Source organism: Bradyrhizobium sp. ORS 285 (assembly GCF_900176205.1).
Classification (GTDB): Bacteria; Pseudomonadota; Alphaproteobacteria; order Rhizobiales; family Xanthobacteraceae; genus Bradyrhizobium.
This window is the reverse complement of sequence record NZ_LT859959.1, coordinates 4213084-4237830: the sequence shown is the minus strand read 5'-3', so window position 1 is coordinate 4237830 and position 24747 is coordinate 4213084. Positions and strand designations below refer to the sequence as shown.

The following is a 24747-nucleotide window of genomic DNA, read 5'->3' as shown; positions in this document are numbered from 1 at the left end:
AGCTCGATACTCAACGTGAACAAGCGGCCGCAGAAGACCGTAACGGCTCTCGATGCAATCACCGCGGACCTCGTCGCGGTACTGGTGGCGGTGACCGACGGGCAGCCGAGGATCATGACCATCGCACACGCCGCGGCTTTGCCGAGCGGACCGTTTCAGTTCGGTCACCGCTCGCTGCAGACGGGCTTGCGCGCCTGGGTGGAGGCGCAGACCGGGCATCCCCTGGGCTATGTCGAGCAGCTCTACACCTTCGCCGATCGTGGTCGCTCGGGTGACCCCGACGCGCCGCACCGCATCTCCATCAGCTATCTTGGGCTGACGCGCGAGGAGGAGGGGCGAGAGGGCGCCGATGCGCAATGGTCGTCCTGGTACGAGTACTTCCCCTGGGAGGATCATCGCGATGGTGATCCCGCCATCTTGTCGAAGATCATCGCGCCGAAGCTGAAGGCGTGGGCGCGGTCCGCTGATGAACCGGCGCTGCAAAAGACGCGATGGCGGCGGGCCGCGATCACCTTCGGCCTCGACGGGCGCGAGTGGAATGAAGAGCTGGCGCTGCAGCGCTACGAACTGCTGTACGAGGCCGTACTGATCCCGGAGAGCGTGCGTGAGAAGGGCGGCGAGGCGGCCGTCCCCGGCCGCGCGATGACGGGTGACCACCGGCGCATTCTCGCCACGGGCATTGCCCGGCTGCGCGCCAAGATCAAATACCGGCCGGTCGTGTTCGAGCTGCTGCCGGACGAATTCACGTTGTTGCAACTGCAACGCAGCGTCGAGGCGCTGGCCGGCCGGCTGGTCCACAAGCAGAACTTCCGCCGTCTCATCGAGCAGCAGGAACTCGTTGAGGAGACTGGCGCAATAGCGGCTGACACCATCGGGCGGCCGGCCAAGCTGTTCCGCTTCCGCCAGGGCGTTCTGGCCGAACGGGCCGTCGTCGGAACCAAGCTGCCGCTCTCGCGCTCGTGATCGACGGCCCTTGACACGACTTATACTCAGGATAAGTATAATCCATCTTATGCTCATGGAGAGTATAAATGGCCGAGCTTGTCCTGCCTGTTGTCGCGCCTGATGGAGCGCTGTCTGATCGCTTGCGGCGGGTGATCCCGCCGCCGGAATGGGCTGTTTATGAGGAGGATGTCGACGCCATCCTGGCGCTCAAGCGCCGGCGCAATGCCGTGGTGCTCGCGCATAACTATCAGACGCCCGAGATCTTCCACGGCGTCGCCGACATCGTCGGCGACAGCCTGCTGCTGGCCCGGGAAGCGACCAAGGTGGATGCCGAGGTGATCGTGCTCGCCGGCGTGCACTTCATGGCGGAGACCGCCAAGCTGCTCAATCCTGAGAAGACGGTGCTGATCCCGGACATGGAGGCGGGCTGCTCGCTCGCGGAATCCATCACCGCTGACGATGTCCGGCTGATGCGCGCGCGCCATCCCGGCGTGCCGGTGGTTGCCTATGTCAACACGTCCGTCACGGTGAAGGCGGAGTCCGATGTCTGCTGCACCTCGGGCAATGCCCTTGCGATCGTGGAGTCGCTCGGCACGGATCACGTCATCATGCTGCCCGACGAGTATCTCGCGCGCAACGTGGCTGCGCAGACCAAGGTGAGGATCACGGCGTGGAAGGGCCATTGCGAGGTGCACGAGCGCTTTAGCGCCGAGGACGTCCGCACCTTGCGTGACAACCATCCCGGCGTCACCGTACTGGCGCATCCGGAGTGTCCGCCCGAGGTCGTGGCGGAAGCCGACTTCGCCGGATCCACCGCTGCGATGTCTGATTTTGTGGGCATGAAGCGACCGGCGCGGGTGGTGCTGCTGACGGAGTGCTCGATGAGCGACAACGTCGCGGTGATGTATCCGGACATCGAGTTCGTCCGGCCCTGCAACCTGTGCCCGCACATGAAGCGGATCACCTTGAAGAACATCCGTCATGCGCTCGAAACCAACACGCATGAGGTGACGATCGATCCCGGGATGGCCGAGCGCGCGCGGCGTTCGGTGGAAAGGATGCTGGCGCTATGAGTATTGATCTTTCTGACCTCGCAGGTCGTCCCGTGATCATCGGCGGCGGTGCCGCCGGACTGATGACCGCGCTTGCTCTCGCACCCGAGCCGGTGGTGCTGCTGTCGAAGTCGCCGCTCGGCGCGGAGGCGTCGAGCATGTGGGCGCAGGGCGGCCTGGCGGCTGCCGTCGGTGCTGACGACGATGCGGCGCTGCATCTGCAGGACACCATCCTCGCCGGTGCGGGTCTGTGCGATGACGCCGCCGCACGCCGCATCATCGAAGCTGCCCCGGCCGCGGTCGAGCGCCTCGTCCGACTCGGCGTCGCGTTCGACCGCGACGCTGCAGGGCGCTGGCGCCTGGGACTGGAAGCCGCCCATAGTCGCAACCGCATCGTCCATGCAACCGGCGACGGCACCGGGCGCGAGATCATGCGCGCGCTGATCGCGGCCGTCAGGCGGTGCCCTTCGGTGACGCTGCTGGAGGACGTCGAGGCGCGCCGGCTGATCGTCGAGGACAATGTGGTCCAGGGCATTCTTGCGGTGCGTGGCGAGGAGCCGCTCGTGCTCGCCACGACGCGCGTCGTCATCGCGACCGGCGGCATCGGCGGCCTGTTCCTCGACAGCACCAATCCCTCTGGCTGCTTCGGCCAGGGCCTGGCGCTGGCGGCGCGGGCAGGGGCGGTGCTGTCCGATCTCGAATTCGTGCAGTTTCACCCGACCGCCTTCGACGGTCCGTCGCGGCCGTTGCCGCTGCTCACCGAGGCGATCCGTGGCGACGGTGCGGTGCTGATCGACGAGACCGGCACGCGCTTCATGGCCGACGAGCCCGGCGCGGAATTGGCGCCGCGCGACGTGGTGGCGCGGGCGGTGTGGCGTCATCGCGCAGCGGGCCACCGCACGTTCCTCGATGCGCGGGAGAAGCCAGGCTCGGCGTTTGCCGCGCGCTATCCGGTGATCAGCGCGTTCTGCCGCATGGCCGGAATTGATCCGGCTGTCGATCCGATCCCGGTGCGGCCTGCGGTGCACTACCATATGGGCGGCATCGCCGTTGATGCGATGGGGCGCAGCTCGGTCGATGGCCTGTGGGCGTGCGGCGAAGCCAGTCGCACCGGCCTGCACGGCGCCAACCGGCTCGCCAGCAACTCGCTGATGGAAGCGATCGTCTGCGCGCAATGGGTGGCCGAGAGCGTCGCTGGCACGTCGGCGCGCGCGGCCAAGGCTACAGAGGCCGAAGCAATCCCCGGTGCATCCGATCCCGCTGCGGTGCGTCCGCTCCTGTCCGATGCGCTCGGCGTGCTTCGCGATCGTGATCGGATGACAGCCGCCATCCGGAGCCTGCTCCCGCTCACGCTCGGACCAGGCGCTGCGGCCGATCCTGCCCTGGTGGGCCTGATGATGTCGGTTGCGGCTCTGGCGCGCGAGGAGAGCCGCGGCGGGCATTGCCGCACCGATTGTCCGGACACGCTGCCCGTCGCGCAGCCGTCCCGCCTCACGTTGTCCTCAGCGATCGCGGCCGCGCGCGAGATCGCCGAGACCAGGCAGCCATCGTTCAGGAGCGTCGCATCATGACCCTCAATCCACTCTCGCCCTTGCTCTATGAGCCGCTGGTCCGCATGGCGCTGCTGGAGGATCTTGGCCGCGCCGGTGACATCACCACCGATGCGATCGTGCCCGCCGAGCAGCGCGCGTCTCTTAAGCTGCGGGCGCGCCAGCGTGGCGTGATCGCCGGGCTTGAGGTCGCGCGCTGCGCCTTCCGGACGGTCTCGCCCGAGGTCCGCATGGAGATCATCCGCGGCGACGGCAGCGTCGTCGCGCCTGGAGACGTCATCGCCACCCTCAGCGGCCCGGCGCGGGCGTTGCTGACCGGCGAGCGCGTCGCGCTCAACTTCCTCTGTCACCTTAGCGGCGTCGCCTCCGCGACCGCGTCGCTGGTCGCCGCGGTGAAGGGGACGCGGGCGCAGATCGTTTGCACGCGCAAGACGACGCCCGGGCTGCGTGCGCTGGAAAAATATGCGGTGCGCGCCGGAGGCGGCGGTAATCATCGGTTCGGGCTCGATGATGCCGTGCTGATCAAGGACAACCACATCGCCATTGCTGGCGGCATCGAGGCGGCGATCACACGGGCCAAGGCTCATGCCGGCCATCTCGTGAAGATCGAGGTGGAGGTCGACAACCTCGCGCAGCTCGAGGAGGCGCTGGCGCTCGGTGTCGATGCCGTGCTGCTCGACAACATGATTCCGGCGGAGCTCGAGCGCGCGGTCGGCATGGCCCGCGGCAAGGCCATCACCGAGGCGTCGGGCCGGATCACGGTCGACACCGCGCCCGCGATTGCCGCTGCGGGGGTCGACCTGATCTCGGTCGGCTGGATCACGCATTCCTCGGCCGCGCTCGACATCGGCCTCGACGACGCCTGATCAGCCCTTCAGCGCCGCGATCAGCTTCGCGGCGTTCTCCTCCAGCACTTTCGGATCCTCCTTGCGGCTTGCCGGCGGCAGCAGGGAATCCCCGTTGTGGCGCGGCATGATGTGGACGTGGAGGTGAAACACCATCTGGCCGCCGGCATGCTCGTTGAACTGCTGCACGGTGATGCCGTCGGCGGCGAAGGCAGTCTTGGCGGCGCGGGCGATTAAGCGCACGGCGCGGCCGACATGGAGGTAGTCTTCCTCGGTGATATCGAGGATGTTACGGGCCGGGGCCTTCGGGATCACCAGCGTGTGGCCGGGGACGCGCGGCATGATGTCGAGGAAGGCCAGCACGTGGTCGTTCTCGTAGACCTTCACGCAGGGGAATTCGCCGCGCAGGATCTTTGCGAACGGGTTGTTGGGATCGTAGGCGGTCATCGGCAGGTCCTCGTGCGGTTCCTCGTGGTGCGCCTTACTCTCATTGGCCCGTGCCGCCGGTCAAGATTGCTCGTCCATGCCTTTCCGGAACGGGCCGGATTCGGCGAGCTCGCGGCCGGCCTGCTCGACATAGGCGCGCTCGCGCTTGAGATAGTCGTCGATGGCGCGGCGCAGGCCGCGGTCGGCGATGTAGTGGGCGGAGTAGGTGGTCTGCGGCAGGTAGCCGCGCACGATCTTGTGCTCGCCCTGCGCACCCGCTTCGACCACTGCGAGCTTGTGCTGGATCGCAAAATCGATCGCCTGGTAGTAGCAGACCTCGAAATGCAGGAACGGGTGATGCTCGATCGCCCCCCAGTTGCGGCCGAACAAGGTGTCCGAGCCGATGAAGTTGATGGCGCCGGCGATCCAGCGGCCGTCGCGCTTGGCCATCACCAGCAGCACGTCGTCGGCCATGCTCTCGTCGATCAGCGAGAAGAACTTGCGGTTCAGGTAAGGCCGGCCCCATTTGCGCGAGCCGGTGTCCATGTAGAAATCGAAGAACGCGTCCCAGGCGTCCTCGGTGATATCCTTGCCGGTCAGCCAATGGATGGTGATGCCTGCGCTGATCGCATCGCGCCGCTCGCGCTTGATCGATTTGCGGTGGCGCGAATTCATCGTCGCCAGGAAATCGTCGAAGCTGGAAAAGCCCTGGTTGTGCCAGTGGAACTGCTGGTCGGTCCGCTGCAGGAAGCCCTGCGCGGCGAGCAGTTCCCACTCGGCCTGCTTGGCGAAGGTGACGTGGACCGAGGAGGCTTCGCTGATCCCGCACAGCGCCTTCAGGCCCTGGGCAAGGGCGTTGCCGAGCATTTCGCGGTCCTGGTCGGGCCGGATCAGGAGCCGCGGCCCGGTGGCCGGGGTGAAGGGCACGGAGACCTGGAGCTTCGGATAATAGCGCCCGCCGGCACGCTCATAGGCGTCGGCCCAACCGCGGTCGAAGACGTACTCGCCCTGCGAATGCGATTTCAGATAGCACGGCACGACGCCGAGGACCTCGTCGCCGAGCTTCGCCACGAGATGCCGAGGGGCCCAGCCGGTGCGGAGCGTCGCGGAGCCGGAGGCTTCGCAGGCGGACAAAAAGGCGTGGGAGACGAACGGGTTGAAGGAGGGGCCGCAGGCGGGGGATGAGCCGGGCGCGAGGCGGCCGGCGGGATTGGCGCAGGCGTCCCAGGCGGCGGCCGGAATCTCGGAGATCCCGGGAACGGCTTCGAGTGTGATCTCAGGTGAGGCCATCGAACCCTTGCAAACGAGACGGGCAGGGAACGCTCAGCGGACGCGTCCGGATTGCCTTGCTTCCAAGATCGTGCATCGCAGCACCGACTTCAAGGCCGGCCTCACGTCTCCGGCGTAAACCCTTCGAAGATCATCTGATCCGCATAGCGCGCCGCGGTGGCGCGCTGCTCCGGCGTGCGGACGGTCCAGGTCAGCAGCGGGCAGCCGAACACGTTGCGCGCGATCCAGGGCGCTGGCGCCGGCAACTGCTGCACCCAATAGGCGACGAAGTGCGGCTGCGTGCTCATGCCGTGCTTGAGATGCAGCATGCTGTCGCGCTGCGCCTCGGTGAGCTTGTCCCAATAGCCGTCCTTGTAGGTGCGCTGAGCGACGATGCCGCGCGTCAGGTTCGGCATGATCTCGCGCATGGCACGAACCAGGTCCGGATCAAACGACATGCCGACGGCCGGGCCGGAATAGGCGGACAGCACCTCGGCCATGCGCCGGACCAACCGGCGATCGCCTTGGAAGGTGCTCTTGACCTCGACCACCAGCGGCACGCGTCCGCCGATCAGGTCGCAGAGGTCCTTGAGGGTCATCATCCGCTCATCGGTCTGCTTGAAGCGGACAGCCTTCAACTCGGCCGCGGTTTTTTCGATCAGCAGACCAGAGCCCTCGGTGAGGCGGCCGAGCTCGTAGTCGTGATGCACCATCGCCTCGCCATCGGCCGACAGCTGGATGTCGCATTCGATGGCGAAATGGCCGGCGACGGCGCCGCGGGCGGCGGCGGGCATGTTCTCGATGATGCCGCGGGCCGCATCATGCAGGCCGCGGTGGGCGACGGGGCGGGCCGTCAGCCAGTCAGGTGCGCGCATTCGCCCCGTCCATTTTGCTGGCGCATGATCTCGCCGGAAAACCGCTTCACTCGTTTCCGGATCATGCGCGCTCGACTATTCAACCTCGAACACGCCTTCGACTTCCACCGCCGCATCCGACGGCAGCGACGATACGCCGACCGTGGTGCGGGCATGGCGGCCCTTGTCGCCGAACGCGGCGACCATCAGGTCGGAGGCGCCGTTGAGCACCTTCGGTCCGTCGAGGAAGTCGGGCGCCGAGTTGACGAAGCCGCCAAGACGGACCACGCGCACGACCTTGTCCAGGTCGCCGACGGCGGCCTTCACCTGGGCCAGCAAATTGACGCCGCAACCCTTGGCGGCCGCATAGCCGTCCTCGAGCGAAACGTTGTAGCCGAGCTTGCCGGCCGCGATCAGCTTGCCGTCGCCTCCGAGGCAGACCTGGCCCGAGACGAACAGCAGGTTGCCGGTGCGCACGAACGGGACATAATTGGCGACCGGCGCCTTCGGTGCCGGCAAATTGATGCCCTGTGCCGCCAGAGTCTGTTCAACCGTACCCGCCATCTGAAATCCCCATTCTGTCGCGAGAGCGCCGGTCCCGTGCCGGACCGCGGCCCTGTTTGGCGCAGTTGCCAGTGACATGCAAGCAGCCAGCGCGAGCGCGAATTGGCCGCCTGGAGCGCACGTTTCCGTGAGCCAGCCGCAGTTGCGACGCAATGCAGCGGTCTCTAATGTGACGCCTTAACGATACGTCCCCCGAGGAAAACTCATGGCTCATTCGTTTCGACTGTCGATGGGAGCGCTGGCTGTCGCGGCGATCACGTTCGGTCCGGCGCAAGCCGGAGCCGGGGTGCCGTTCCTGCCACATCAGGCGCTCTATGAGCTGAGCCTGCTCAAGTCCCGCGGATCGAGCCCGGTCAACAGCGCCCGCGGCCGCATCCTCTACAATTTCTCGGGCAATGCCTGCACCGGCTACACGTCGGACTTCCGCCAGGTCTCCGAGCTCGATCTCGGCGAGGGCAAGACGACCCTGAGTGACCTGCGCTCGACGGCGTGGGAGGACGGCGCCGGCAAGAGCTATCGCTTCAAGATCGACTCGCGCATGAACGACCAGGCCTCCAGCCCGGTCGACGGCATGGCCGAGCGCACCGGCGACCACATCACCGTCAAGCTGAAGCAGCCGGAGGCGAAGACCTTCACGCTCGACGGCTCCACCGTGTTTCCGACCGAGCAGATCCAGCGCATCATCGCAGCCGCCCGGGAGGGCAAGTCGCTGCTCGAATTGTCCGTCTATGACGGCTCCGACAATGGCGAGAAGGTCTACAACACGCTGACCGTGATCGGCGCGGCCGTGCCGGGCGACAAGGCGGTCGCCAAGCCGGACGCCTCGACCGACAACAGCGAGATGAAGACACTGACGCGCTGGCCGGTGACGGTCAGTTACTACGATCGCGATGCCAAGCGCACCGAGGGCGAGCAGACGCCGGTCTATGCGATGTCGTTCGAGCTGTACGAGAACGGCGTCTCGCGCGCGCTCGTGCTCGACTACAACGACTTCGTCATCGCAGGCTCCCTGGGCAAGTTCGACGTCAAGGACACCAAGGACGTGAAGGCCTGCAATAACTGAGGCGGGCGTCATTCGATCTGCTCCGGCCCGTCATAGGCGATGCCGCGGATGACCGCGGCCTGGCCGAACTTCTTGCGCAGCAAATCCATCGCGCGCTCGGCCGAAGCCGAGCGGCGGTCGAGCATGTCGGTGTCTGACGACTCCGAGCCCGGACGCAGCGCGCTGACGCCGGCGCCCATCAGGCGGAACGCGGTGCCGTCGGTCTCGCGCGCCAGCATCTCCTTGCAGATCGCGAAGATCTTGCCGGCCAGCTGAGTAGGGGCCGCGATCGACTGCGAGCGGGTGCGCTGGCGGAAATCTGATGTCTTCAGCTTGAGCGTGATGGTCGAGCCGGCAAGCTGGCTCGCCTTCAGCCGCGCCGAGACTTTCTCCGACAGCCGCCACAGCAGCTTTTCCAAGGTCGCATAGTCTCGGATATCGGTGTCGAAGGTGGTCTCGCTCGAGATCGTCTTGGCGCCGCGGTCGACCACCACCTTGCGATCGTCGATGCCGCGCGCCAGCCGCCACAGCCGGCGACCATCGCCGCCGAACTGCTTCATCAGCTCGATCTCGTCGGCGCGCTGCAAATCGGCGATCAGACGAAATCCGTGGCTTGCCAGCTTCTGCTGGGTGGCGGGGCCGACGCCAAAGATGAAGCCGACCGGCTTGTCGGCCAGCAACGTCACGGCCTCGTCCTGGTCGAGCGCGGCGAAGCCGCGGGGCTTGTCGAGATCGGAGGCGATCTTGGCGAGGAATTTGTTGCAGGACAGCCCGACCGAGACGGTGATGCCGATGTCGCGCTCGACATCGCGGGCGAAGCGCGCCAGCACTTTCGCGGGGATCATGCCGTGGACCCGCTCGGTGCCGGCGAGGTCCAGGAACGCCTCGTCGATCGACAGCGGCTCGACCAGCGGTGTCAGCGCCTGCATCGCCTGGCGGACCTCGCGACCGACCCGGACGTATTTCGCCATATCAGGGCGAATCACCACCGCGGAAGGGCACAGCTCCATCGCCTTGAACATCGGCATCGCCGAGCGCACCCCATAGGTGCGGGCGATGTAGCAGGCGGCCGAGACCACGCCGCGCTTGCCGCCGCCGATGATGACCGGACGGTCGGCAACCTCGGGATTGTCGCGCTTCTCGACCGTCGCATAGAAGGCGTCGCAGTCGATATGGGCGAGCGTCAGCGCCGAGAGGGTGCGGTGGCGGACCAGGCGCGGCGAGCCGCAGGCGGAGCAGCGCCGCACGGCAGGGGCCAAGTCCGCCAGACAGTCGCGGCAGAAGCCGGTCGGCCCGCCTGCGCCGCGCGATGCACCCTCTGGCGCCAGCGTGGTCACGGCACGTCGCGCTCCCATTGGCGGTCGCCCAATACCTGCCGCGCGGCCATGATATTGGTCGGATGTAACTTGGAGTGGGCGGCAAAAGCCTTTACCGTTTCCTCGTCGCGCAGCACGAAATCGAGCACGCTGACCAGGAAATTGGGGTCGGCCGCCGAGGATCGCAGCGTCTCCGGCCCGATCCCGGTCTCGGCCAGGAAACGGCCGATGCGCTCGGGTTCCCCGGCCAGGAAAGAAAGGGCCTGAACAGCAACGATTTCAGCCACTTCGCGCGGATTTTGAGAACGCTTTTTCAACGGGACATTTGCCTTTCCATTAACTTGTCGTCTCTACTTTGCGGGCCAACATGCCCGAGTCTTCGGAGCCGGTTCAAGCAAGTGGAAACCATCTCGGGCAAAGATGGAATACCGACTTAACGGCTTTGAACGAATCTGGGGCTAGTTTGAATTAGATCAGTAGCGGTGGACAGGCGTCCGCCAGAGGACATGCCGGTGTCAGTGATTCGGAGGGGCGGATGGGCAAGACCGTCCTGATCGTGGAAGACAATGAGCTCAACATGAAGCTCTTCCGCGATCTGTTGGAAGCCCATGGGTACCAGACGTCCGGCACGTCCAGCGGCGTGGAGGCGCTCGACATCGTTCGCAAGACGCGGCCCGACCTGATCCTGATGGACATTCAGCTGCCGCAGGTCTCGGGGCTGGAAGTGACGAAATGGATCAAGGACGATCCGGATCTGCGCGCGATCCCGGTGGTCGCGGTGACGGCTTTTGCCATGAAGGGCGACGAGGAGCGCATCCGCGAGGGTGGCTGCGAAGCCTATCTTTCTAAGCCGATTTCGGTCGGAAAATTCATAGAAACCGTGCGACGTTTTATCGGCTGAGGAGTTTTTGCAGTGTCCGCGCGCATCCTTGTGGTCGACGACGTCCCCGCCAACGTCAAGCTGTTGGAGGCGCGGCTGTCGGCTGAGTATTTCGACGTGCTGACCGCCTCGAACGGGGCCGAGGCGCTGCAGATCTGCCAGCGCGCCGAATGCGACATCATCCTGCTCGACGTCATGATGCCGGACATGGACGGCTTCGAGGTGTGCCGCCGGCTGAAGTCCAACCCCGCCACGCATTTCATTCCCGTCGTCATGGTGACGGCGCTCGACAGTCCCGCCGACCGCGTGCGTGGCCTTGAGGCGGGCGCCGATGATTTCCTGACCAAGCCGGTCTCCGACGTCGTGCTGATCGCGCGCGTGCGCTCGCTGACGCGGCTGAAGATGATGACCGACGAGCTGCGCATGCGTGCGCTGACCTCGTTGGAAATCGGCGTGCAGGCGCCCGAGCGCAATGCGGTGGCCGACAGCGGCCGGGGCGGCAAGGTGCTGCTGGTCGACGACCGGCCGTCGTCCTATGAGCGGCTCGGACCGATGCTCGCGATCGACCACACGGTCGACGTTGAGACCCATCCGTCGGAGGCGGTGTTCAACGCCGCCGACGGCAATTACGACCTCGTCATCGTCTCGCTCGACCTCAATGATTTCGATGGTCTCAGGCTGTGCAGCCAGCTGCGCTCCCTGGAGCGCACCCGGCACGTGCCGATCCTGGCGATCGCGGAGGCCGAGAACAATTCGCGGCTGCTGCGTGGGCTGGAGATCGGCGTCAACGACTATCTGTTGCGCCCGGTCGACAAGAACGAGCTGTTGGCGCGCGCCCGCACCCAGATCCGCAAGCGGCGCTATACCGATCATCTGCGCGACAACGTGCAGAACTCGATCGAGATGGCGATCACCGATGCGCTGACCGGCCTGCACAACCGCCGCTACATGGAGACGCATCTGGCGACCCTCGCCGACCAGGCCGCGAGCCGCGGCAAGCCGCTGGCGCTGATGATGCTCGACATTGATTACTTCAAGTCGATCAACGACAGTTACGGCCACGATGCCGGCGACGACGTGCTGCGCGAGTTCGCGATGCGGGTGCGCAAGTCGATCCGCGGCATCGATCTCGCCTGCCGCTACGGCGGCGAGGAGTTCGTGATCGTGATGCCCGAGACCGACCTGCACGTCGCCGGCATGGTCGCCGAGCGTCTGCGCCGCTCGGTCGCCAACGAGCCGTTCGCCGTGCACAAGGGCGAGAAGCGCATCGATGTCACGGTCTCGATCGGCATCTCCACTTTGGAGCAGAAGGGCGAGCCGATCGCCGACGTCATGAAGCGCGCCGACGTCGCGCTGTACCGCGCCAAGAACGAAGGCCGCAACCGCGCGGTCGCGATCGCACCTGTGCATCAGGCGCCGCCCTTCCTGCCGCAGGCCGCGGGCAGGGGCCGATAGAGGGCGGAGAGAATCCGCGCCTTCAGTGCTCCGCTGAAGTTGCCCCGCATCTGTCGACCGTATCGCGTCCGCCATCGCATTTATCCGGGCCTCGTGCTTCGAGACGCGCCGCAAGCGGCGCTCCTCAGCATGAGGGGTGAGCATGAGGGGTGAGAGTGTCGTCAGGATCGCTCCGAGCTCCCTCAGAGACCACACCAAGCCCACCGACCTCGTCCTGAGGAGCACGCCGCAGGCGTGCGTCTCGAAGGACGTCCGCGGGCGGTGACGGGCTGGGCGGGTCGATAGCCCGATTGCTGCTGCGAATGAGCTGATTGCAAGCGGCCACCACTTTCTCCACACGTCATTCCGGGGCTCGCGACTGCGTCGCGCCCCGGAATGACAGCGAGTGTGTGTCTGCAGACTCCAAGACATAAGCAATCATCCTCGCCGCGCCTCCGCGCCCGAGTTGTGCCCATCAAAACCCTCTTCGAGAACAGAGGGCGCAGGGAAGGCCGGGTGCTGGTCGCACCCATGGTCCGCGTGCAGCAAAAAAAGCACGCGGCAGAACCACAGGTACGGACCGGACATCCGGCCCTCCCTGCGCGATGGCTTTACGGCTTACTCCGTGCTCTCCCCGGGGACCGGCGTTCTTGCCCCCGTCACGAGCGCGCTTCGTCAGCGCCCGCTTGGCCTCAGCGTCGGGAGGCCAGGACCACACGGCTTCACCGTGCGCATCAGGATGTTCGTCCGCGCGGCCAAGCCACGCTGCACCCCGACACGCCCACCGCAACCCACCTCACGCTCGTGACGATCGCGATCGCGCCCCTCTGGCGAGGTGGGATGGGCGAAATGTAGCATGAGTTCTGAAAAAAAGAAAGTGAAAAATGGTAGTGTCTAGCCCCACGACAACTGCGATGGTTGGATCCCATGGCTCCTGATGGTAGCGATGTCGTCCAACGACGCCCGGGGATGTATGTCGGCGATACAACCGACGGACCGGGGTTGCACCGGATAATCGAGATCCTGGTCGACATGCCCGTGGACGAGGCCATCGCCAGGGCAGAAGTCACGCTGGTGCTGTCAGATTGGCGGACGGCAGCAACAATGAGACCGCTCTGCGAATGAGCGCGAGTGCTGTAGAGCGGATCAACTGCGTAGGGCGGATGAGCGCAGCGTAATCCGCCGCCTGTTTGCCCGTCAAACGGCGGATTACGCTACGCTAAATCCGCCCTACGATACTGGATGGGGAACGGCCATGGGCATGCAAAAGAAAACGCCGACCGCACATATTCGTGCCCTTATCACGCGATGGGTCAGCGATGACTTTCCCGGCTGGGTCGAGTGTCGCTTCACTGATCGCTTTGGCAAAGAGTGGTCAATCGTCGACAAATTGCCGGTGGTCTCTACCGACGATCTTCGACGCGGGAGCAAATATCCTCAGCCGGCTTTGATCGCTTGCGAGGTCGTCGCAACAGCGATGGACCACGCAGGTCGCGACGTCATTCATGTCAACACACTCGTCCCCTTCGGAATCGAAGCGACCGATGGAGCAACCAGCTTCGAGCTATATTCTGAACAGTTGCACATGTATCTGGTCCCAAGCGTAGATCCAGAAGCAGGGCAGTCGTAGGGCGATTTCATGCAGGTGGCGGCCAGCATAGTGCGGCGTGCAGGTCGTCTGGGCAGGTGTTGTTAGTTCGCGGCAACTCGCCTTGAGGATGTTAAATCCAGAACTATCGCTTGATACGGCAGATGCATTGTGGTATTGAAATGCCATGAGAACATCGATCCGCATTGTCAACTTCGATCACATGACCGGCCTTGGCCGGGCCATGGAAGGAGTCGCGCGCTAGGAGATCGACGACGCGATGTTCTCACCAGGCCCCGCCGGCATCGGACGGGGCCTTTTCGTTTGGCCTTTGCTCCCCTGCCGGCACAACAGCAGGAGCATAGGATGCCACCCCACCAGACTCATTCGACGATCGACGCCGGGCATGTGTCAGGGCTCAACGTTGATCTCTCGATCGCGTCAGCCACCGGCGCGATCAGCAGCGTGCAGCCATCGACGCAATCCGATGCGTCGATCGCTGCGTTGCGCGAGGTGTTGTCGGAAAAGGACGCGGCCGGTCCGCCGGCCACGCCGACTTGGCTGATCATCCGCCTGATCGGCCGGTGCTGGCGCGCCATCCAAGCGCGGCAACGCCGGGAGTACGTGCGGGCAAGCCTGTCCGAGCTGAGCGAACGCGAGCTCACCGATATCGGCATCACCCGTGCCGAGATCGAGCACATCGCCGCGCTGCAGACGCTCGAGAGCTTGAGGCACGACCCGCGATATGTCGGGCTCGTTTCGCGGAGGGGAGTGTAGCCGGTCGCGGACCGTCGCGATGCAGGGGACGGTCGGCCGATTGCGCGCGATGGTCGCCGCGACGTCATTGCGAGCGCCAGCGAAGCAATCCAGGGTCTCGCACATCACTCTGGATTGCTTCGCTGCGCTCGCAATGACGGAGGAGAGATCGGCTTCTCTTCGAACCAGCGCTCTGTCGAAAAATGGTCGAGCGTAAAAGCACCCGGCAAGCTGAGCGCATAGGTGCTCATCTGTGAGCGCAGGAACTACATGCCTTGATCTGGCGCAATCCTCGTGGTACTTGCAAACCATGATCAACGTCGTGCGCCGCTCCAACCGCAAACATACGACCCGCTGCAGCCGGGCCGTGGGAGGAGTCGTGCGCTAGGATTTCGACGACACGATCATTCCACCAGGCCCCGCCGGCATCGGACGGGGCCTTTTTGTTGGGTCACGTTCCCTGCCGGCATCACGCAGCAGGAGCGACCGATGCCACCTCAGACCCACCTCACAGCCGAGATCGCGCACAATGCCGCCACGCGCGATCGTCACCTCACATTGGTAAAGAACGCGGCGCATCTGGTGCCAGCGGCGCCGCGCCCAGGCGCATCCGCCAATGGGCTGCGCGATGCGCTGTCGGAAAAGAATGCGGCCGGGCCGCCGGGCTTGGCGACGTCGTGGCTGTTCAGACTGATTGCACGCTCCTGGCACGCCTTTCAGGACAGCGGTCGGCGCAGGAGAATGCGACTCCATCTGCGTGACTTGAGCGAGGCGCAGCTGATCGACATCGGCCTGTCGCAAGGCGACCTCGATCATCTCGCAGCCCACCGCACCCTCGAGCGCCTCAGATACGACATGGCGAATGTCATGATGTCGCACGGCGTGATGTAGCTGCGGCCATCGCTGTGAGCAGATCTTTCGGCAGGGTGGATCAGCTCGATCTGCCCTGACGATGCTGCCTGCCCAGATGATGCACGTTGTTGAAGGACGTGCCGTTCACGACGGCGTCATCGGAATCGCGCCCGCTAAAGCGCGATGAGATCAGGATGAATCATCATCGCGCTTTAGGTTGTTGTTTGCGCATGATCTATTCGGAAAACCGCTGCGCACTTTTCCGGATCATGCTTTAGCGCTCATCCGCGACTGGCACTGCGCTGAGCATGCGCCCGACTGCATCGAGAAGCGGGCCGGGCGCGGTCGGCTTCCCCACGTTCGGCGCTTTGGCGAGCAGAGGCTCGTTGGCGAGGTCCAGATCGGAGTAGGCGCTGGCCAGCACGAAGGGGATGCGCCTCACGGCGAGCGCGTGAGCGACGGGAGTCACGCGATGATCTCCCAAATTGACATCGAGAACCGCGGCGGACGGGCTGTTGTCGTCCAGCAGTTTCAGCGCGTCCGTCGCTGTGCTGGCGGGGCCCAGCACATCGTAGCCCGCGTCGGCCAACACGGCCTGGAGGTCCATGGCGATGAAATATTCGTCCTCGACCACGAGCACGAGCCGAGCTCGAGCCATTGCAACGAAGGCTTGATCGCCGTTTCCGTTCATCGCGACTCGGTCAGTGGAAAAACGAGGTCTGCTCGTAAAGCGCCATTGTCGAAGTTAAGTTCCACCTTTCCTTGCAGGCTGAATTTCGTGATCTCCTCGATGATCAGCGTTCCCGTGCCTGCGCGATCGGGCGGTGAGACCGGGGTCGTGCAGGCTTCCTGCCAGACGAGGTGAAGCGAACGCTGCTCCGGCGCAGCGGAGGTGATCTGCCAGCTCAGCTCGACCGTGCCGCCGTCCTGGCCGAGCGCTCCGTATTTCAACGCATTGGTGGCGAGCTCGCTGACGATCATCGCCAGCGGGACGACCTGCTTGTCCGGGACGGTCACCGCGGGCCCTCCCGACAACATCAGCTGTCCGGCTTTCCAGGACGACAGGATGTGAGACAGGAGCGTGGCGAGGTCGATGGATCCGCTTCCGCCGGCCATCAGCGCCTGGGCCTTGGCCAGCGCCTGGAAGCGCGCCAGGAAGGCGCTCTTGTAGTCCTCCGCCGTCACGCCCTTCGTCTCGGTCTGGTTGGCGATCGCCTGGACGACACCGAGCAGATTGATCAGGCGGTGGCGGAGCTCTGAGAACAGCAGGGAGTTTTCACGCTCTTTGGCCTTGCTCGCGGTCACGTCGGAGAACACCAGCAACAGATGCGTGCTGTTGTTGTCCGGCTTGATCAGGCGCCGGGCCGTCAGCAGGAAGGTGCGACGGCCGATGACCGGAAACTCGTGCGTCACCTCGTAGTCGATCACCGCAGCGGATTTCGGGACAATGTCGGCCATGAGACGCTTGAGCTCAGGGATGTTCCACTGGCCATTGCCGAGATTGGACAGCGGCGTCCCGATCGTGTCGTCGCGCTCGACGAGGAAGGTGGCGAAGAAGGCGCGGTTGGCTTCGAGCACGACGCCCCTCTCGTCGAGAACCAGCAGCGGCTCATCGATCGTGTCCACGATCCCCTGCGCCTGAACATGGCTGCTGCGGAGAAGCCGATACAGATCTTCGAGGTTCATTTGTTCTTGTCTCGTCAAGACGCCAACTACGGTCGACAGCACCGGTCCGGCAGGTTGGTCCAACCCTCAGATAAGGTACTTTGTTACAACTCTGAAACCGCTGCAACATCGGTTTCGGACGCCGGAGGTGCGAGCCGGAACCGCCCGGCGCGGCGGACGTTTGTCTGGGCCCCAAGGAGGAATCCCAATGACAAAGCTGATGTTCGCGGTTGCCGTGTCGCTGTCCGTTCTGCCGTCGTTTGCCCTGGCGCAGGGCCATATGGGCACGCCGCAGGAGCAGAAGGCGTGCGCCGGAGACGCCAAGCGCTTCTGCCGCGCTCAGCTCGGCGATGATTTCGGCGTGCAGAACTGCCTGACGCAGAACCGCGCCAAGCTCAGCAAGCGCTGCTCGGCGGTATTCCAGAGCCACGGCATGTAGTTCGCAAGCGCCGGTCAGGCGGCGCGGACCTTCCGCAGGAATTTCTCCAGCTCGTCCTTCAGCCGATCGCTCTCGCGCGACAGCGAGTGTGCTGACGTGAGGACTTGGGAGGACGCGGATCCGGTGGCGTCAGCGCCCTTGCTGACGTCACCGATGTTGCCGGCGACGCGCGCTGTGCCGCCGGCGACCTCCTGGACGTTGCGCGAGATCTGTCCCGTGGCGGCGCCCTGCTGCTCGACGGCCGCGGCGATGCCGGCGGCGATTTCCGAAATCTGCTGGATGGTGCCGCCGATCTGCTTGATCGAGGCTACCGACGACTGCGTCGCGTTCTGGATGCCCTCGATCTGCTGGCCGATCTCCTCGGTCGCCTTGGCGGTCTGCGACGCCAGCGCCTTGACCTCCGAGGCGACCACCGCAAAACCGCGGCCGGCATCGCCGGCGCGGGCCGCCTCGATGGTGGCATTCAGCGCGAGCAGGTTGGTCTGGGCCGCGATCGAGGTGATCAGCTTCAAGACATCGCCGATGCGCTCGGCGGTGCGCGACAGCTCGCTGATCCCGACATCGGTCTGCTCGATCTGGCGGACCGCTTCCTTGGCGATGCTGGTCGATTCCGTCACGCGGCGGCCGATCTCGTGGACCGACGATGTCATCTCACCCGCGGCCGATGCGACCGACTGCACCGTGGCCGAGACTTGTCCGGAGGCCGCGGCGGCGCTGGTCGACAGCTGCTGGGTCTGCTCGGCAGTCTTGCTCAGCGTATTGGCCGAAACCTCGAGCGTGCGCGCGTCGGCATGGACCTTGTTGATGATCTGGCCCACGGTGGATTCGAACTCGTCGGCCATGCGCTGCATGGCGGTGTGCTGCTCGGTCTTGGCGGCGTCGAGATAGACCGAGATCGCGAGGTCCATGTCGATCATCGCGGCCTTGGTGATCGCCGCCTGCAGCGCCGCCTTCTTCTCGCGCGCGGCCTGGCCAGCGAACCAGCCGTCGGACAGCTCGGTCTCGATCGCCTTCTGCAAGCCGGTGACGATCAGCGAATAGCCGGCGATGTACCAGCGCGGCTCCAGCCCCATCCGGTTGTGGGCCTGGCCGATGCGGGTCACCGATTTCACGTAGTCAGCGTCGAACTTGGCCGATGCCAGCGACATCCAATGGTCGAGCTGGGCCTTGTGGGCGTGGCGCATGGCGGCCTGGCTGGAGAACATCTTGGCGAGCGAGGGGACCTTGCCGACATGGGCATAGAACTGGTCGAGCAGGCCGGGCAGCACCTTGCCGATCAGCGGCCGCAGCTCGCGCAGATGTTCGCGGGTCGCATTGTCGATGCCGATGAAGTCGAGACGAGACTGCAGGGTCTGTGGGTCGGTCATCGCAAGGGCCCGGTAAGCTGGGTGAACAGGAGGAGGCCCCGCCGACGCGCGGGTGCTTCTCTACCCTGAATTTGCATGGGTTTGGTTGATGGTTCCTTACGGCCGGAACCTCAATTCCAACCGACCGGCGAATATTACCGGCGGCCGGCCTTGGCTTGGCCGATCGAGCGAGAGGGAGGCGCAATAAAAAACGGGGCCGAACGGCCCCGTCGAAGTCGAAAGCAGATCCGCGATCTTACTTGAGCACTTACTTGATCTTGGCTTCGCGGAATTCGACGTGCTTGCGCGCGACCGGGTCGTACTTCTTCTTGACCATCTTGTCGGTCATGGTGCGCGAATTCTTCTTGGCAACGTAATAGAAGCCGGTGTCGGCCGACGACACGAGCTTGACCTTGATGGTGACCGCTTTGGCCATGTCTTGAACCTCTGCAATGGAATCGGGGGTGGACGCCGGCCAAAGAGGGGGCGCCGTTGGCCGGCAACCTACCCAGCCAGCCCCCAAAGTCAAGGTTGCCGGGCGAGATCCGGGGCAGATTCTCGGCCCCTAGGCCGCGAAGAACCGGTTTTTCGGCCGGGGCAGGCCGAGATTGTCCCGCAAGGTGGGGCCTTCGTATTCCGTCCGGAAGATCCCGCGGCGCTGCAGCTCGGGAATCACCTTGTCCACGAAGTCGTCGAGCCCGGCCGGCAGGAACGGGAACATGATGTTAAAGCCGTCCGAGCCGCGGCTCTCCAGCCAGTCCTGCATCTGGTCGGCGATGGTTTTTGCCGTCCCGACGAAGGCGAGCCCGCCATAGCCGCCGACCCGCTGCGCCAACTGCCGCACCGTCAGCTTGTCGCGGGCGGCGACGTCGACCAGGCGCTGGCGGCCGCTCTTGGAGGCGTTGGTCTCGGGGATCTCGGGCAGCGGGCCGTCGGGATCAAAGCCCGAGGCATCGGTGCCGAGGATGACCGAGAGCGAGGCGATGGCGCTGTCGTAGTGCACCCGGCTGTCGAGCAGCGCGCGCTTCTCCTTCGCTTCATCGACGCTGTCGCCGACCACGACGAAGGCGCCGGGCAGGATCTTCAGATGCTCCGGGTTGCGCCCGACCTTCTCCATGCGGCCCTTGATGTCGGCATAGAGTTTTTGGCCATCGGCGAGGCTGCCGCCGCCGGTGAACACGGCTTCCGCCGTCTCGGCCGCGAGCTGCTTGCCGTCCTCGGACGCGCCCGCCTGAACGATGACCGGCCAGCCCTGCACCGGACGGGCGATGTTCAGCGGGCCGCGGACTTTCAGGTATTTGCCCTTGTGGTCGAGCACATGCATCTTTTCGGGATCGAAGAACAGCCCGCTCTCGACATCGCGCACGAAGGCGTCGTCGGCGAAGGAGTCCCAGAGCCCCGTGACGACGTCGTAGAATTCGCGGGCGCGCTTGTAGCGCTCGGCGTGCTCCATGTGATCGTCGAGACCGAAGTTCAGCGCGGCGTCGGGGTTCGACGTGGTGACGATATTCCACCCCGCACGCCCGCCCGAGATATGGTCGAGCGAGGCGAAGCGGCGGGCGACGTGATAGGGCTCGTCGAACGTGGTCGATCCCGTCGCGATCAGGCCGATGTTCTCTGTGACCGCCGACAATGCCGACAGCAGCGTGAACGGCTCGAACGAGGTCACGGTATGGCTGCGCTTGAGCGCATCGATCGGCATGTTCAGCACGGCGAGGTGATCCGCCATGAAGAAGGCGTCGAACTTGCCGGCCTCGAGCTTGCGGATCAGCTGCTTCAGATGCGCGAAGTTGAAATTGGCGTCCGGCCAGGCGCCGGGATAGCGCCACGCGCCGGTATGGATCGACACCGGGCGCATGAAGGCGCCGAGCTTGAGTTGACGAGGGGCCATGAGGGGCGTCCGCGGATGGTTGCTGTCTTTCAGGAGATAGGAACTCTGCCAATGCGTGTCAGCAACCCGCCGCAGAACACGATTTCGTTTTTGGGGCCGCGCGTAGCACGCTCATGTCGATGAGAGTCGAGCAGCCGACCCAATCAACGGTGTCGTCCCGGCGAACGCCGGGACCCATACCCCCAGGGAGGAGTTCGAGGCAGGCTGGTCATTGGCATTTGTACCTATCACGACCGCCGCAGAGTATGGGTCCCGGATCAGCGCAGCGTCGCGCTTGCGCGCGTCGCGGCTTGTCCGGGACAACACCTTTGTTGTGTTGGCGTGATCGCCGTCTCATTGCGAGCGCAGCGGAGTTCATTCGCGAGAAGCGAGTGCATCGCCGCGTCGATGCTACGCGCCCAGCACGTCCTTCTGCATTTTGCCGCCGTAAAAGTGGAAGAACGGCACGTCAGCGTCGTGGCGGAGCGGGCCGGTGGCGAGGCGCTTGTCGAGTTCGTGGAGGACGTTCTTGGTCATCGGGTGCAAATCGGCCAGCGGCTTGGAGCCGAGCTCGACCCAGACCAGTTCGACCAGCTCGGCATCGGCGTGGATGACGCCGTCGACGCGGTGGGTGATGGCGGAGGCATCCGCTGTGAAGAAGCGGGTGTCGAAGCGCTTGATGCGGCCGGGCGGGGTGATGGCGCGGGCGATCAGGAACAGGCCGGAGGGATCGGGCAGGAGGCCGGCTTCAGTGAAGGGCGCCCAGGGGCCTTCGAGCTTCGGCGCGGGGCCGTCGACCTTGCGGCCGAGACAGAGACCCGTCTCCTCGCAGGCTTCGCGGATCGCGGCGACGGCCAGCGATTTAGCGCGCGACGCTGTGGTTTGCGGCTTGCCCTTGAACAGGTTGGCTTCGAGCTCGGCCGGCATGGGAGCGGCGACCGGGATGCGGTGATCGGTCTTGTCGACGCGGCCGCCGGGGAAGACGAACTTGCCGGGCATGAACACGACCTTGTCGTGGCGCTTGCCGACCAGCACCTTCGGCACGGCGCCGCTGCGGTCGACCAGGATCAACGTCGCGGCATCGCGCGGCTTGGTGTAGGGATGATGATCCGCTTCCTTCTCGGCGGGCTTGCCCGCCGGCGCGCTCGTCGCCTGTGCCGTCTCGCTCATAGCCTCCCCGTTTTTTTCTTATGAGTTGATCAATCCGCTCAAACCGGCGGAATGCCGTCTGCCGGATTGTCGTCGAAGCCGTGCATGCGGAACGCCCATTGCAGCCCGACCACGGCGCCCTTGATCGGCTGAATCAAGGCGAGCGACGAGATCAGCGTGACCGGCAAATACACCGCGAGCTGCAGCGCGACCGGCGGCGCGTAGTTGGTCTCGATCGACAGCGCCATCGGCACGATGATGTGGCCGACGATGACGATGACGAGATAGGCGGGCAGATCGTCGGCGCGATGGCCGGAGAAATCCTGGCCGCAGCGATCGCAATTGTCGGCCACTTTCAGGAAGGCGCGGAACAGCTTGCCCTGGCCGCAGCGCGGGCAGCGGCAGCGCAGGCCGCGCTTCATCGCGGTCCAGACGTCGCGCTTCTCGGCGAGGCCGGTGTCGCGGGTCCAAGTCTGGGGCAAAGCTTGGGGCAATGCGCGGGGCGTTGAGCTCATGGCGTCCATGATTGGCCTTTCTTCGATGTGCCGGGCTTGCGTTTTGCCCCTGCCTTCTGGCTTTTCTTACGGCTCTTGTCTTTATGCTTCGTGCGCGCTTCGGACTTGCCCCGCTTGGTCGCCTTGGCAACCGCTTTGGCGTTCGTCCCGACGGTATTCTTGCGCCTCGGTCCGGCGCCGCGCGGATGCCGCGACACCAGGACATCGGCCTGCGTCAGCAGCTCGAAGCGCAGCGCGCCGGCCACTGGCTGAGCTTCTACCAGACGCACGTCGACGACGTCACCGAGCCGGTGCATGGCACCACTGCGCTGGCCGATCAGCGCATGGCGCGTCTCGTCGTAATCGAAATATTCCGTGCCGAGGGTTCGGATCGGAACCAGGCCGTCGGCGCCGGTGTCCTCGAGCTTGATGAAGAGGCCCGCGCGGGTGACGCCGGAGATGCGGCCCTGGAAGGTCGCGCCGACGCGGTCGGCGAGGTGATGCGCGATCAGCCGGTCGGCGGTTTCGCGCTCGGCCTTCATCGCGCGCCGCTCCGTTACCGAGATCTGCGCCGCGACCTCGGCCAGATGATCCGGCGTCTCGCTGTCGGGCAGGGCGCCGTCGCCGAGACCCAGCGCGCGCAGCAGCCCGCGATGGACGACGAGGTCGGCATAGCGGCGGATCGGCGAGGTGAAGTGGGCGTAGCGGCGCAAGTTCAGGCCGAAATGCCCGTAGTTTTCCGAGGAGTACTCGGCCTGCGCCTGCGAGCGCAGCACGACCTCGTTGACGAGCTTCTCGTAATCCTGGCCGGCGACCAAGGTCAGCACGCGGTTGAACAGCGACGGCCGCAGCGCGCCCGACTTGGCGAAGGGCACGTCGAGCGTCTTCAGGAACTCCTGCAGCGCATGCACCTTCTCGACCGTCGGCTCGTCATGCACGCGGTAGATCAGCGGCAGCGCCTTCTTCTCCAGCGCTTCCGCCGCGGCGACATTGGCGAGGATCATGAACTCCTCGATGAGCCGGTGCGCGTCGAGCCGCTCCGGCACGACGACGCGGTCGACGGTGCCGTCCGTCTTCAGCAGGATCTTGCGCTCGGGAAGATCGAGATCGAGCGGATCGCGCGCGTCGCGGCCGCGCTTGGCGACCTCATAGGCAGCGTAGAGCGGCTTGAGGATCGGCTCGAGCAGGGGACCCGTGACGTCGTCCGGCTTGCCGTCGATGGCGGCCTGCGCCTGCGCGTAGGAGAGCTTTGCGGCCGAGCGCATCAGCACGCGGTGGAACGAGTGCGAGCGCTTGCGACCGTCGGCGCCCATCACCATGCGCACCGCGAGCGCGCCGCGCGCCTCGCCCGGCACCAGCGAGCACAGATTGTTGGAGATGCGCTCCGGCAGCATCGGCACGACGCGGTCGGGGAAGTAGACCGAGTTGCCGCGGATCAGCGCGTCGCGATCGAGCGCCGAGCCCGGACGCACGTAGTAGGCGACGTCGGCGATCGCGACATGGAGGATGAAGCCGCCGACATTGTTCGGGTCGGGATCCGGCTCGGCGTGAACGGCGTCGTCATGGTCCTTGGCGTCGGGCGGATCGATTGTGACCAGCGGCAGCTCGCGCCAGTCCTCGCGGCCCTTCAGGGTCGCCGGCTGCGCCGCCTCGGCTTCTGCAACGGCAGCAGCCGAGAACTCCATCGGGATCTCGTGGGCATGGATAGCGATCAGGCTGATCGCCTTCTCGGTCGCGACCGAGCCGTAGCGCTCCTTGACGCGTCCCGCGGGCAGGCCATAGCCGCGGCCGCGCAGCAGATCGACGCTGATGAGGTCGCCGTCCTGGGCATCCTTCGTATCGCCAGGGGCAATCGACAGCTCGCGTCCGGCCTGCTTCTTGTCGACCGGGATCAGGCGGCCGCCGTTGCCATTGGGGTTGCTCTTGAAGATGCCGAGCACGCGGTTGCGCGCCTGGTCGAGCACCTTCAGCACACGGCCGCGATAGGCGATCCCGTCGGTATCATTGATCGGCTCGACGCGGAGCAGGGCGCGATCGCCGACGCCGGCGGTGGCGCCTGGCTTGGCCAAGCGAGAGGCGTAGATGCGGATGCGCGGCGGCTCGGACTGCTCGGCCTCGTCCCATTCGGCCGGCTTTGCAATCAACTCGCCATCGCTGTCACGGCCGGTGATGTCGGCCACCAGTGTCGCCGGCAATGTCGCGGGCTCGACGATCTTCTTGCGGCCGCTCTTCTTGACCGTGCCGTCGGCGATGAGCTCGCGCAGCAGCTCTTTGAGTGCTGCGCGGTCGGCGTTCTTCAGGCCGAACTCGCGCGCGATGTCCTTGGTGCCAATCTTGCCCGGATTGGCGCGGATGAAGGCGACGATGGCCTCCCGCGGAGGGAAGCCGATGTCGCGCTTTTTGATCATTTT

The 24747-nt window shown here is 65.3% G+C and carries 25 protein-coding genes; 11 read left to right on the top strand and 14 right to left on the bottom strand.

Going from position 1 to position 24747, the window contains the following annotated elements; all coding sequences use genetic code 11:
- The first annotated feature begins 6 nt into the window (after window positions 1-6).
- The 4 genes from BRAD285_RS19165 (at window position 7) to nadC (ending at window position 4413) form a co-directional block, all read left to right on the top strand.
- A complete protein-coding gene (locus BRAD285_RS19165) occupies window positions 7-963 on the top strand; it encodes a membrane protein (RefSeq protein ID WP_035645825.1) in 957 nt (318 codons plus the stop codon).
- A gap of 68 nt (window positions 964-1031) precedes the next feature.
- Window positions 1032-2018 carry a quinolinate synthase NadA gene (gene nadA / locus BRAD285_RS19160; RefSeq protein ID WP_006611260.1) on the top strand — a complete coding sequence of 329 codons (987 nt, stop codon included), beginning with the start codon at window positions 1032-1034 and terminating at the stop codon, window positions 2016-2018.
- Window positions 2015-3568, top strand: coding sequence for an L-aspartate oxidase (locus tag BRAD285_RS19155; protein WP_006611259.1), 1554 nt, complete (start codon window positions 2015-2017; stop codon window positions 3566-3568). Before nadA ends, BRAD285_RS19155 begins: the two co-directional genes overlap by 4 nt.
- Window positions 3565-4413 (top strand): carboxylating nicotinate-nucleotide diphosphorylase, encoded by an 849-nt coding sequence (gene nadC, locus BRAD285_RS19150; RefSeq protein WP_006611258.1) that lies wholly within the window; start codon window positions 3565-3567, stop codon window positions 4411-4413. Before BRAD285_RS19155 ends, nadC begins: the two co-directional genes overlap by 4 nt.
- On the opposite strand, the gene BRAD285_RS19145 is transcribed toward nadC, so the two are convergent.
- From BRAD285_RS19145 to BRAD285_RS19130, 4 genes are all read right to left on the bottom strand, one after another.
- Window positions 4414-4839 carry an HIT family protein gene (locus tag BRAD285_RS19145; RefSeq protein ID WP_006611257.1) on the bottom strand — a complete coding sequence of 142 codons (426 nt, stop codon included), beginning with the start codon at window positions 4837-4839 and terminating at the stop codon, window positions 4414-4416.
- A 60-nt stretch (window positions 4840-4899) separates the two neighbouring features.
- Window positions 4900-6108 (bottom strand): GNAT family N-acetyltransferase, encoded by a 1209-nt coding sequence (locus tag BRAD285_RS19140; RefSeq protein ID WP_006611256.1) that lies wholly within the window; start codon window positions 6106-6108, stop codon window positions 4900-4902.
- Between the two features lie 101 nt (window positions 6109-6209).
- On the bottom strand, window positions 6210-6962 hold the full coding sequence (locus tag BRAD285_RS19135; protein WP_006611255.1) for a glycerophosphodiester phosphodiesterase: 753 nt from the start codon (window positions 6960-6962) through the stop codon (window positions 6210-6212).
- Window positions 6963-7037: 75 nt separating this feature from the next.
- Window positions 7038-7505 (bottom strand): RidA family protein, encoded by a 468-nt coding sequence (locus tag BRAD285_RS19130; protein ID WP_006611254.1) that lies wholly within the window; start codon window positions 7503-7505, stop codon window positions 7038-7040.
- A 205-nt stretch (window positions 7506-7710) separates the two neighbouring features.
- Here BRAD285_RS19130 and BRAD285_RS19125 point away from each other — a divergent pair, with 205 nt between their 5' ends.
- Window positions 7711-8568 carry a cell envelope integrity EipB family protein gene (locus BRAD285_RS19125; RefSeq protein ID WP_006611253.1) on the top strand — a complete coding sequence of 286 codons (858 nt, stop codon included), beginning with the start codon at window positions 7711-7713 and terminating at the stop codon, window positions 8566-8568.
- An 8-nt stretch (window positions 8569-8576) separates the two neighbouring features.
- Here the strand turns inward: BRAD285_RS19125 and BRAD285_RS19120 are convergent, their stop codons facing one another.
- Window positions 8577-9902 (bottom strand): DNA polymerase IV, encoded by a 1326-nt coding sequence (locus tag BRAD285_RS19120; protein WP_050886817.1) that lies wholly within the window; start codon window positions 9900-9902, stop codon window positions 8577-8579.
- Window positions 9881-10180, bottom strand: a complete 300-nt coding sequence (locus BRAD285_RS19115; protein ID WP_006611251.1) for a DUF3572 domain-containing protein — start codon at window positions 10178-10180, stop codon at window positions 9881-9883. Before BRAD285_RS19115 ends, BRAD285_RS19120 begins: the two co-directional genes overlap by 22 nt.
- A 218-nt stretch (window positions 10181-10398) precedes the next feature.
- Between BRAD285_RS19115 and BRAD285_RS19110 the strand changes: the two genes are divergently transcribed.
- The 5 genes from BRAD285_RS19110 (at window position 10399) to BRAD285_RS19085 (ending at window position 15412) form a co-directional block, all read left to right on the top strand.
- Window positions 10399-10764 (top strand): response regulator, encoded by a 366-nt coding sequence (locus BRAD285_RS19110; RefSeq protein WP_006611250.1) that lies wholly within the window; start codon window positions 10399-10401, stop codon window positions 10762-10764.
- 12 nt (window positions 10765-10776) lie between these two features.
- Window positions 10777-12198 carry a PleD family two-component system response regulator gene (locus tag BRAD285_RS19105; RefSeq protein WP_006611249.1) on the top strand — a complete coding sequence of 474 codons (1422 nt, stop codon included), beginning with the start codon at window positions 10777-10779 and terminating at the stop codon, window positions 12196-12198.
- A 1234-nt stretch (window positions 12199-13432) separates the two neighbouring features.
- A complete protein-coding gene (locus BRAD285_RS19095) occupies window positions 13433-13807 on the top strand; it encodes a hypothetical protein (RefSeq protein ID WP_006611246.1) in 375 nt (124 codons plus the stop codon).
- A gap of 324 nt (window positions 13808-14131) precedes the next feature.
- Window positions 14132-14542: a DUF1127 domain-containing protein gene (locus BRAD285_RS19090; RefSeq protein WP_006611245.1), complete on the top strand. Its 411-nt coding sequence runs from the start codon at window positions 14132-14134 to the stop codon at window positions 14540-14542.
- Window positions 14543-15010: 468 nt separating this feature from the next.
- Window positions 15011-15412 carry a DUF1127 domain-containing protein gene (locus BRAD285_RS19085; protein WP_006611244.1) on the top strand — a complete coding sequence of 134 codons (402 nt, stop codon included), beginning with the start codon at window positions 15011-15013 and terminating at the stop codon, window positions 15410-15412.
- Between the two features lie 235 nt (window positions 15413-15647).
- On the opposite strand, the gene BRAD285_RS19080 is transcribed toward BRAD285_RS19085, so the two are convergent.
- Both BRAD285_RS19080 and BRAD285_RS19075 read right to left on the bottom strand, forming a co-directional pair.
- Window positions 15648-16064: a response regulator gene (locus BRAD285_RS19080; protein ID WP_006611243.1), complete on the bottom strand. Its 417-nt coding sequence runs from the start codon at window positions 16062-16064 to the stop codon at window positions 15648-15650.
- A complete protein-coding gene (locus BRAD285_RS19075) occupies window positions 16061-17059 on the bottom strand; it encodes a sensor histidine kinase (RefSeq protein ID WP_006611242.1) in 999 nt (332 codons plus the stop codon). Before BRAD285_RS19075 ends, BRAD285_RS19080 begins: the two co-directional genes overlap by 4 nt.
- A gap of 187 nt (window positions 17060-17246) precedes the next feature.
- Between BRAD285_RS19075 and BRAD285_RS19070 the strand changes: the two genes are divergently transcribed.
- Window positions 17247-17477 (top strand): hypothetical protein, encoded by a 231-nt coding sequence (locus tag BRAD285_RS19070; protein ID WP_006611241.1) that lies wholly within the window; start codon window positions 17247-17249, stop codon window positions 17475-17477.
- Window positions 17478-17491: 14 nt separating this feature from the next.
- Here the strand turns inward: BRAD285_RS19070 and BRAD285_RS19065 are convergent, their stop codons facing one another.
- The 6 genes from BRAD285_RS19065 to rnr all read right to left on the bottom strand — a co-directional run bounded on the left by BRAD285_RS19065 (window position 17492) and on the right by rnr (window position 24744).
- Complete coding sequence (locus BRAD285_RS19065) at window positions 17492-18844, bottom strand: globin-coupled sensor protein (protein ID WP_006611240.1); 1353 nt, start codon at window positions 18842-18844, stop codon at window positions 17492-17494.
- 247 nt (window positions 18845-19091) lie between these two features.
- Window positions 19092-19259: a 50S ribosomal protein L33 gene (rpmG, locus tag BRAD285_RS19060; protein WP_006611239.1), complete on the bottom strand. Its 168-nt coding sequence runs from the start codon at window positions 19257-19259 to the stop codon at window positions 19092-19094.
- Between the two features lie 129 nt (window positions 19260-19388).
- Window positions 19389-20714, bottom strand: coding sequence for an LLM class flavin-dependent oxidoreductase (locus BRAD285_RS19055; RefSeq protein ID WP_006611238.1), 1326 nt, complete (start codon window positions 20712-20714; stop codon window positions 19389-19391).
- Between the two features lie 390 nt (window positions 20715-21104).
- Complete coding sequence (locus tag BRAD285_RS19050; RefSeq protein WP_006611236.1) at window positions 21105-21863, bottom strand: NUDIX domain-containing protein; 759 nt, start codon at window positions 21861-21863, stop codon at window positions 21105-21107.
- A 38-nt stretch (window positions 21864-21901) separates the two neighbouring features.
- Window positions 21902-22357 (bottom strand): DUF983 domain-containing protein, encoded by a 456-nt coding sequence (locus BRAD285_RS19045; RefSeq protein ID WP_006611235.1) that lies wholly within the window; start codon window positions 22355-22357, stop codon window positions 21902-21904.
- Complete coding sequence (gene rnr, locus BRAD285_RS19040) at window positions 22354-24744, bottom strand: ribonuclease R (RefSeq protein WP_006611234.1); 2391 nt, start codon at window positions 24742-24744, stop codon at window positions 22354-22356. The genes BRAD285_RS19045 and rnr overlap by 4 nt, the downstream gene beginning before the upstream one ends.
- Between the last annotated feature and the right edge of the window lie 3 nt (window positions 24745-24747).

What these genes read in the sequence shown, in the direction of transcription:
- BRAD285_RS19135 (WP_006611255.1), bottom strand. Translation starts at nt 6,962, where the DNA reads ATGCGCGCACCTGACTGGCTGACGGCCCGCCCCGTCGCCCACCGCGGC.
- nadA (WP_006611260.1), top strand. Translation starts at nt 1,032, where the DNA reads ATGGCCGAGCTTGTCCTGCCTGTTGTCGCGCCTGATGGAGCGCTGTCT.
- BRAD285_RS19090 (WP_006611245.1), top strand. Translation starts at nt 14,132, where the DNA reads ATGCCACCCCACCAGACTCATTCGACGATCGACGCCGGGCATGTGTCA.
- rpmG (WP_006611239.1), bottom strand. Translation starts at nt 19,259, where the DNA reads ATGGCCAAAGCGGTCACCATCAAGGTCAAGCTCGTGTCGTCGGCCGAC.
- BRAD285_RS19055 (WP_006611238.1), bottom strand. Translation starts at nt 20,714, where the DNA reads ATGGCCCCTCGTCAACTCAAGCTCGGCGCCTTCATGCGCCCGGTGTCG.
- BRAD285_RS19120 (WP_050886817.1), bottom strand. Translation starts at nt 9,902, where the DNA reads ATGGGAGCGCGACGTGCCGTGACCACGCTGGCGCCAGAGGGTGCATCG.
- BRAD285_RS19130 (WP_006611254.1), bottom strand. Translation starts at nt 7,505, where the DNA reads ATGGCGGGTACGGTTGAACAGACTCTGGCGGCACAGGGCATCAATTTG.
- BRAD285_RS19110 (WP_006611250.1), top strand. Translation starts at nt 10,399, where the DNA reads ATGGGCAAGACCGTCCTGATCGTGGAAGACAATGAGCTCAACATGAAG.
- BRAD285_RS19125 (WP_006611253.1), top strand. Translation starts at nt 7,711, where the DNA reads ATGGCTCATTCGTTTCGACTGTCGATGGGAGCGCTGGCTGTCGCGGCG.
- BRAD285_RS19075 (WP_006611242.1), bottom strand. Translation starts at nt 17,059, where the DNA reads ATGAACCTCGAAGATCTGTATCGGCTTCTCCGCAGCAGCCATGTTCAG.
- BRAD285_RS19085 (WP_006611244.1), top strand. Translation starts at nt 15,011, where the DNA reads ATGCCACCTCAGACCCACCTCACAGCCGAGATCGCGCACAATGCCGCC.
- BRAD285_RS19070 (WP_006611241.1), top strand. Translation starts at nt 17,247, where the DNA reads ATGACAAAGCTGATGTTCGCGGTTGCCGTGTCGCTGTCCGTTCTGCCG.
- BRAD285_RS19145 (WP_006611257.1), bottom strand. Translation starts at nt 4,839, where the DNA reads ATGACCGCCTACGATCCCAACAACCCGTTCGCAAAGATCCTGCGCGGC.
- nadC (WP_006611258.1), top strand. Translation starts at nt 3,565, where the DNA reads ATGACCCTCAATCCACTCTCGCCCTTGCTCTATGAGCCGCTGGTCCGC.
- BRAD285_RS19095 (WP_006611246.1), top strand. Translation starts at nt 13,433, where the DNA reads ATGGGCATGCAAAAGAAAACGCCGACCGCACATATTCGTGCCCTTATC.
- BRAD285_RS19155 (WP_006611259.1), top strand. Translation starts at nt 2,015, where the DNA reads ATGAGTATTGATCTTTCTGACCTCGCAGGTCGTCCCGTGATCATCGGC.
- rnr (WP_006611234.1), bottom strand. Translation starts at nt 24,744, where the DNA reads ATGATCAAAAAGCGCGACATCGGCTTCCCTCCGCGGGAGGCCATCGTC.
- BRAD285_RS19065 (WP_006611240.1), bottom strand. Translation starts at nt 18,844, where the DNA reads ATGACCGACCCACAGACCCTGCAGTCTCGTCTCGACTTCATCGGCATC.
- BRAD285_RS19140 (WP_006611256.1), bottom strand. Translation starts at nt 6,108, where the DNA reads ATGGCCTCACCTGAGATCACACTCGAAGCCGTTCCCGGGATCTCCGAG.
- BRAD285_RS19045 (WP_006611235.1), bottom strand. Translation starts at nt 22,357, where the DNA reads ATGAGCTCAACGCCCCGCGCATTGCCCCAAGCTTTGCCCCAGACTTGG.
- BRAD285_RS19050 (WP_006611236.1), bottom strand. Translation starts at nt 21,863, where the DNA reads ATGAGCGAGACGGCACAGGCGACGAGCGCGCCGGCGGGCAAGCCCGCC.
- BRAD285_RS19080 (WP_006611243.1), bottom strand. Translation starts at nt 16,064, where the DNA reads ATGAACGGAAACGGCGATCAAGCCTTCGTTGCAATGGCTCGAGCTCGG.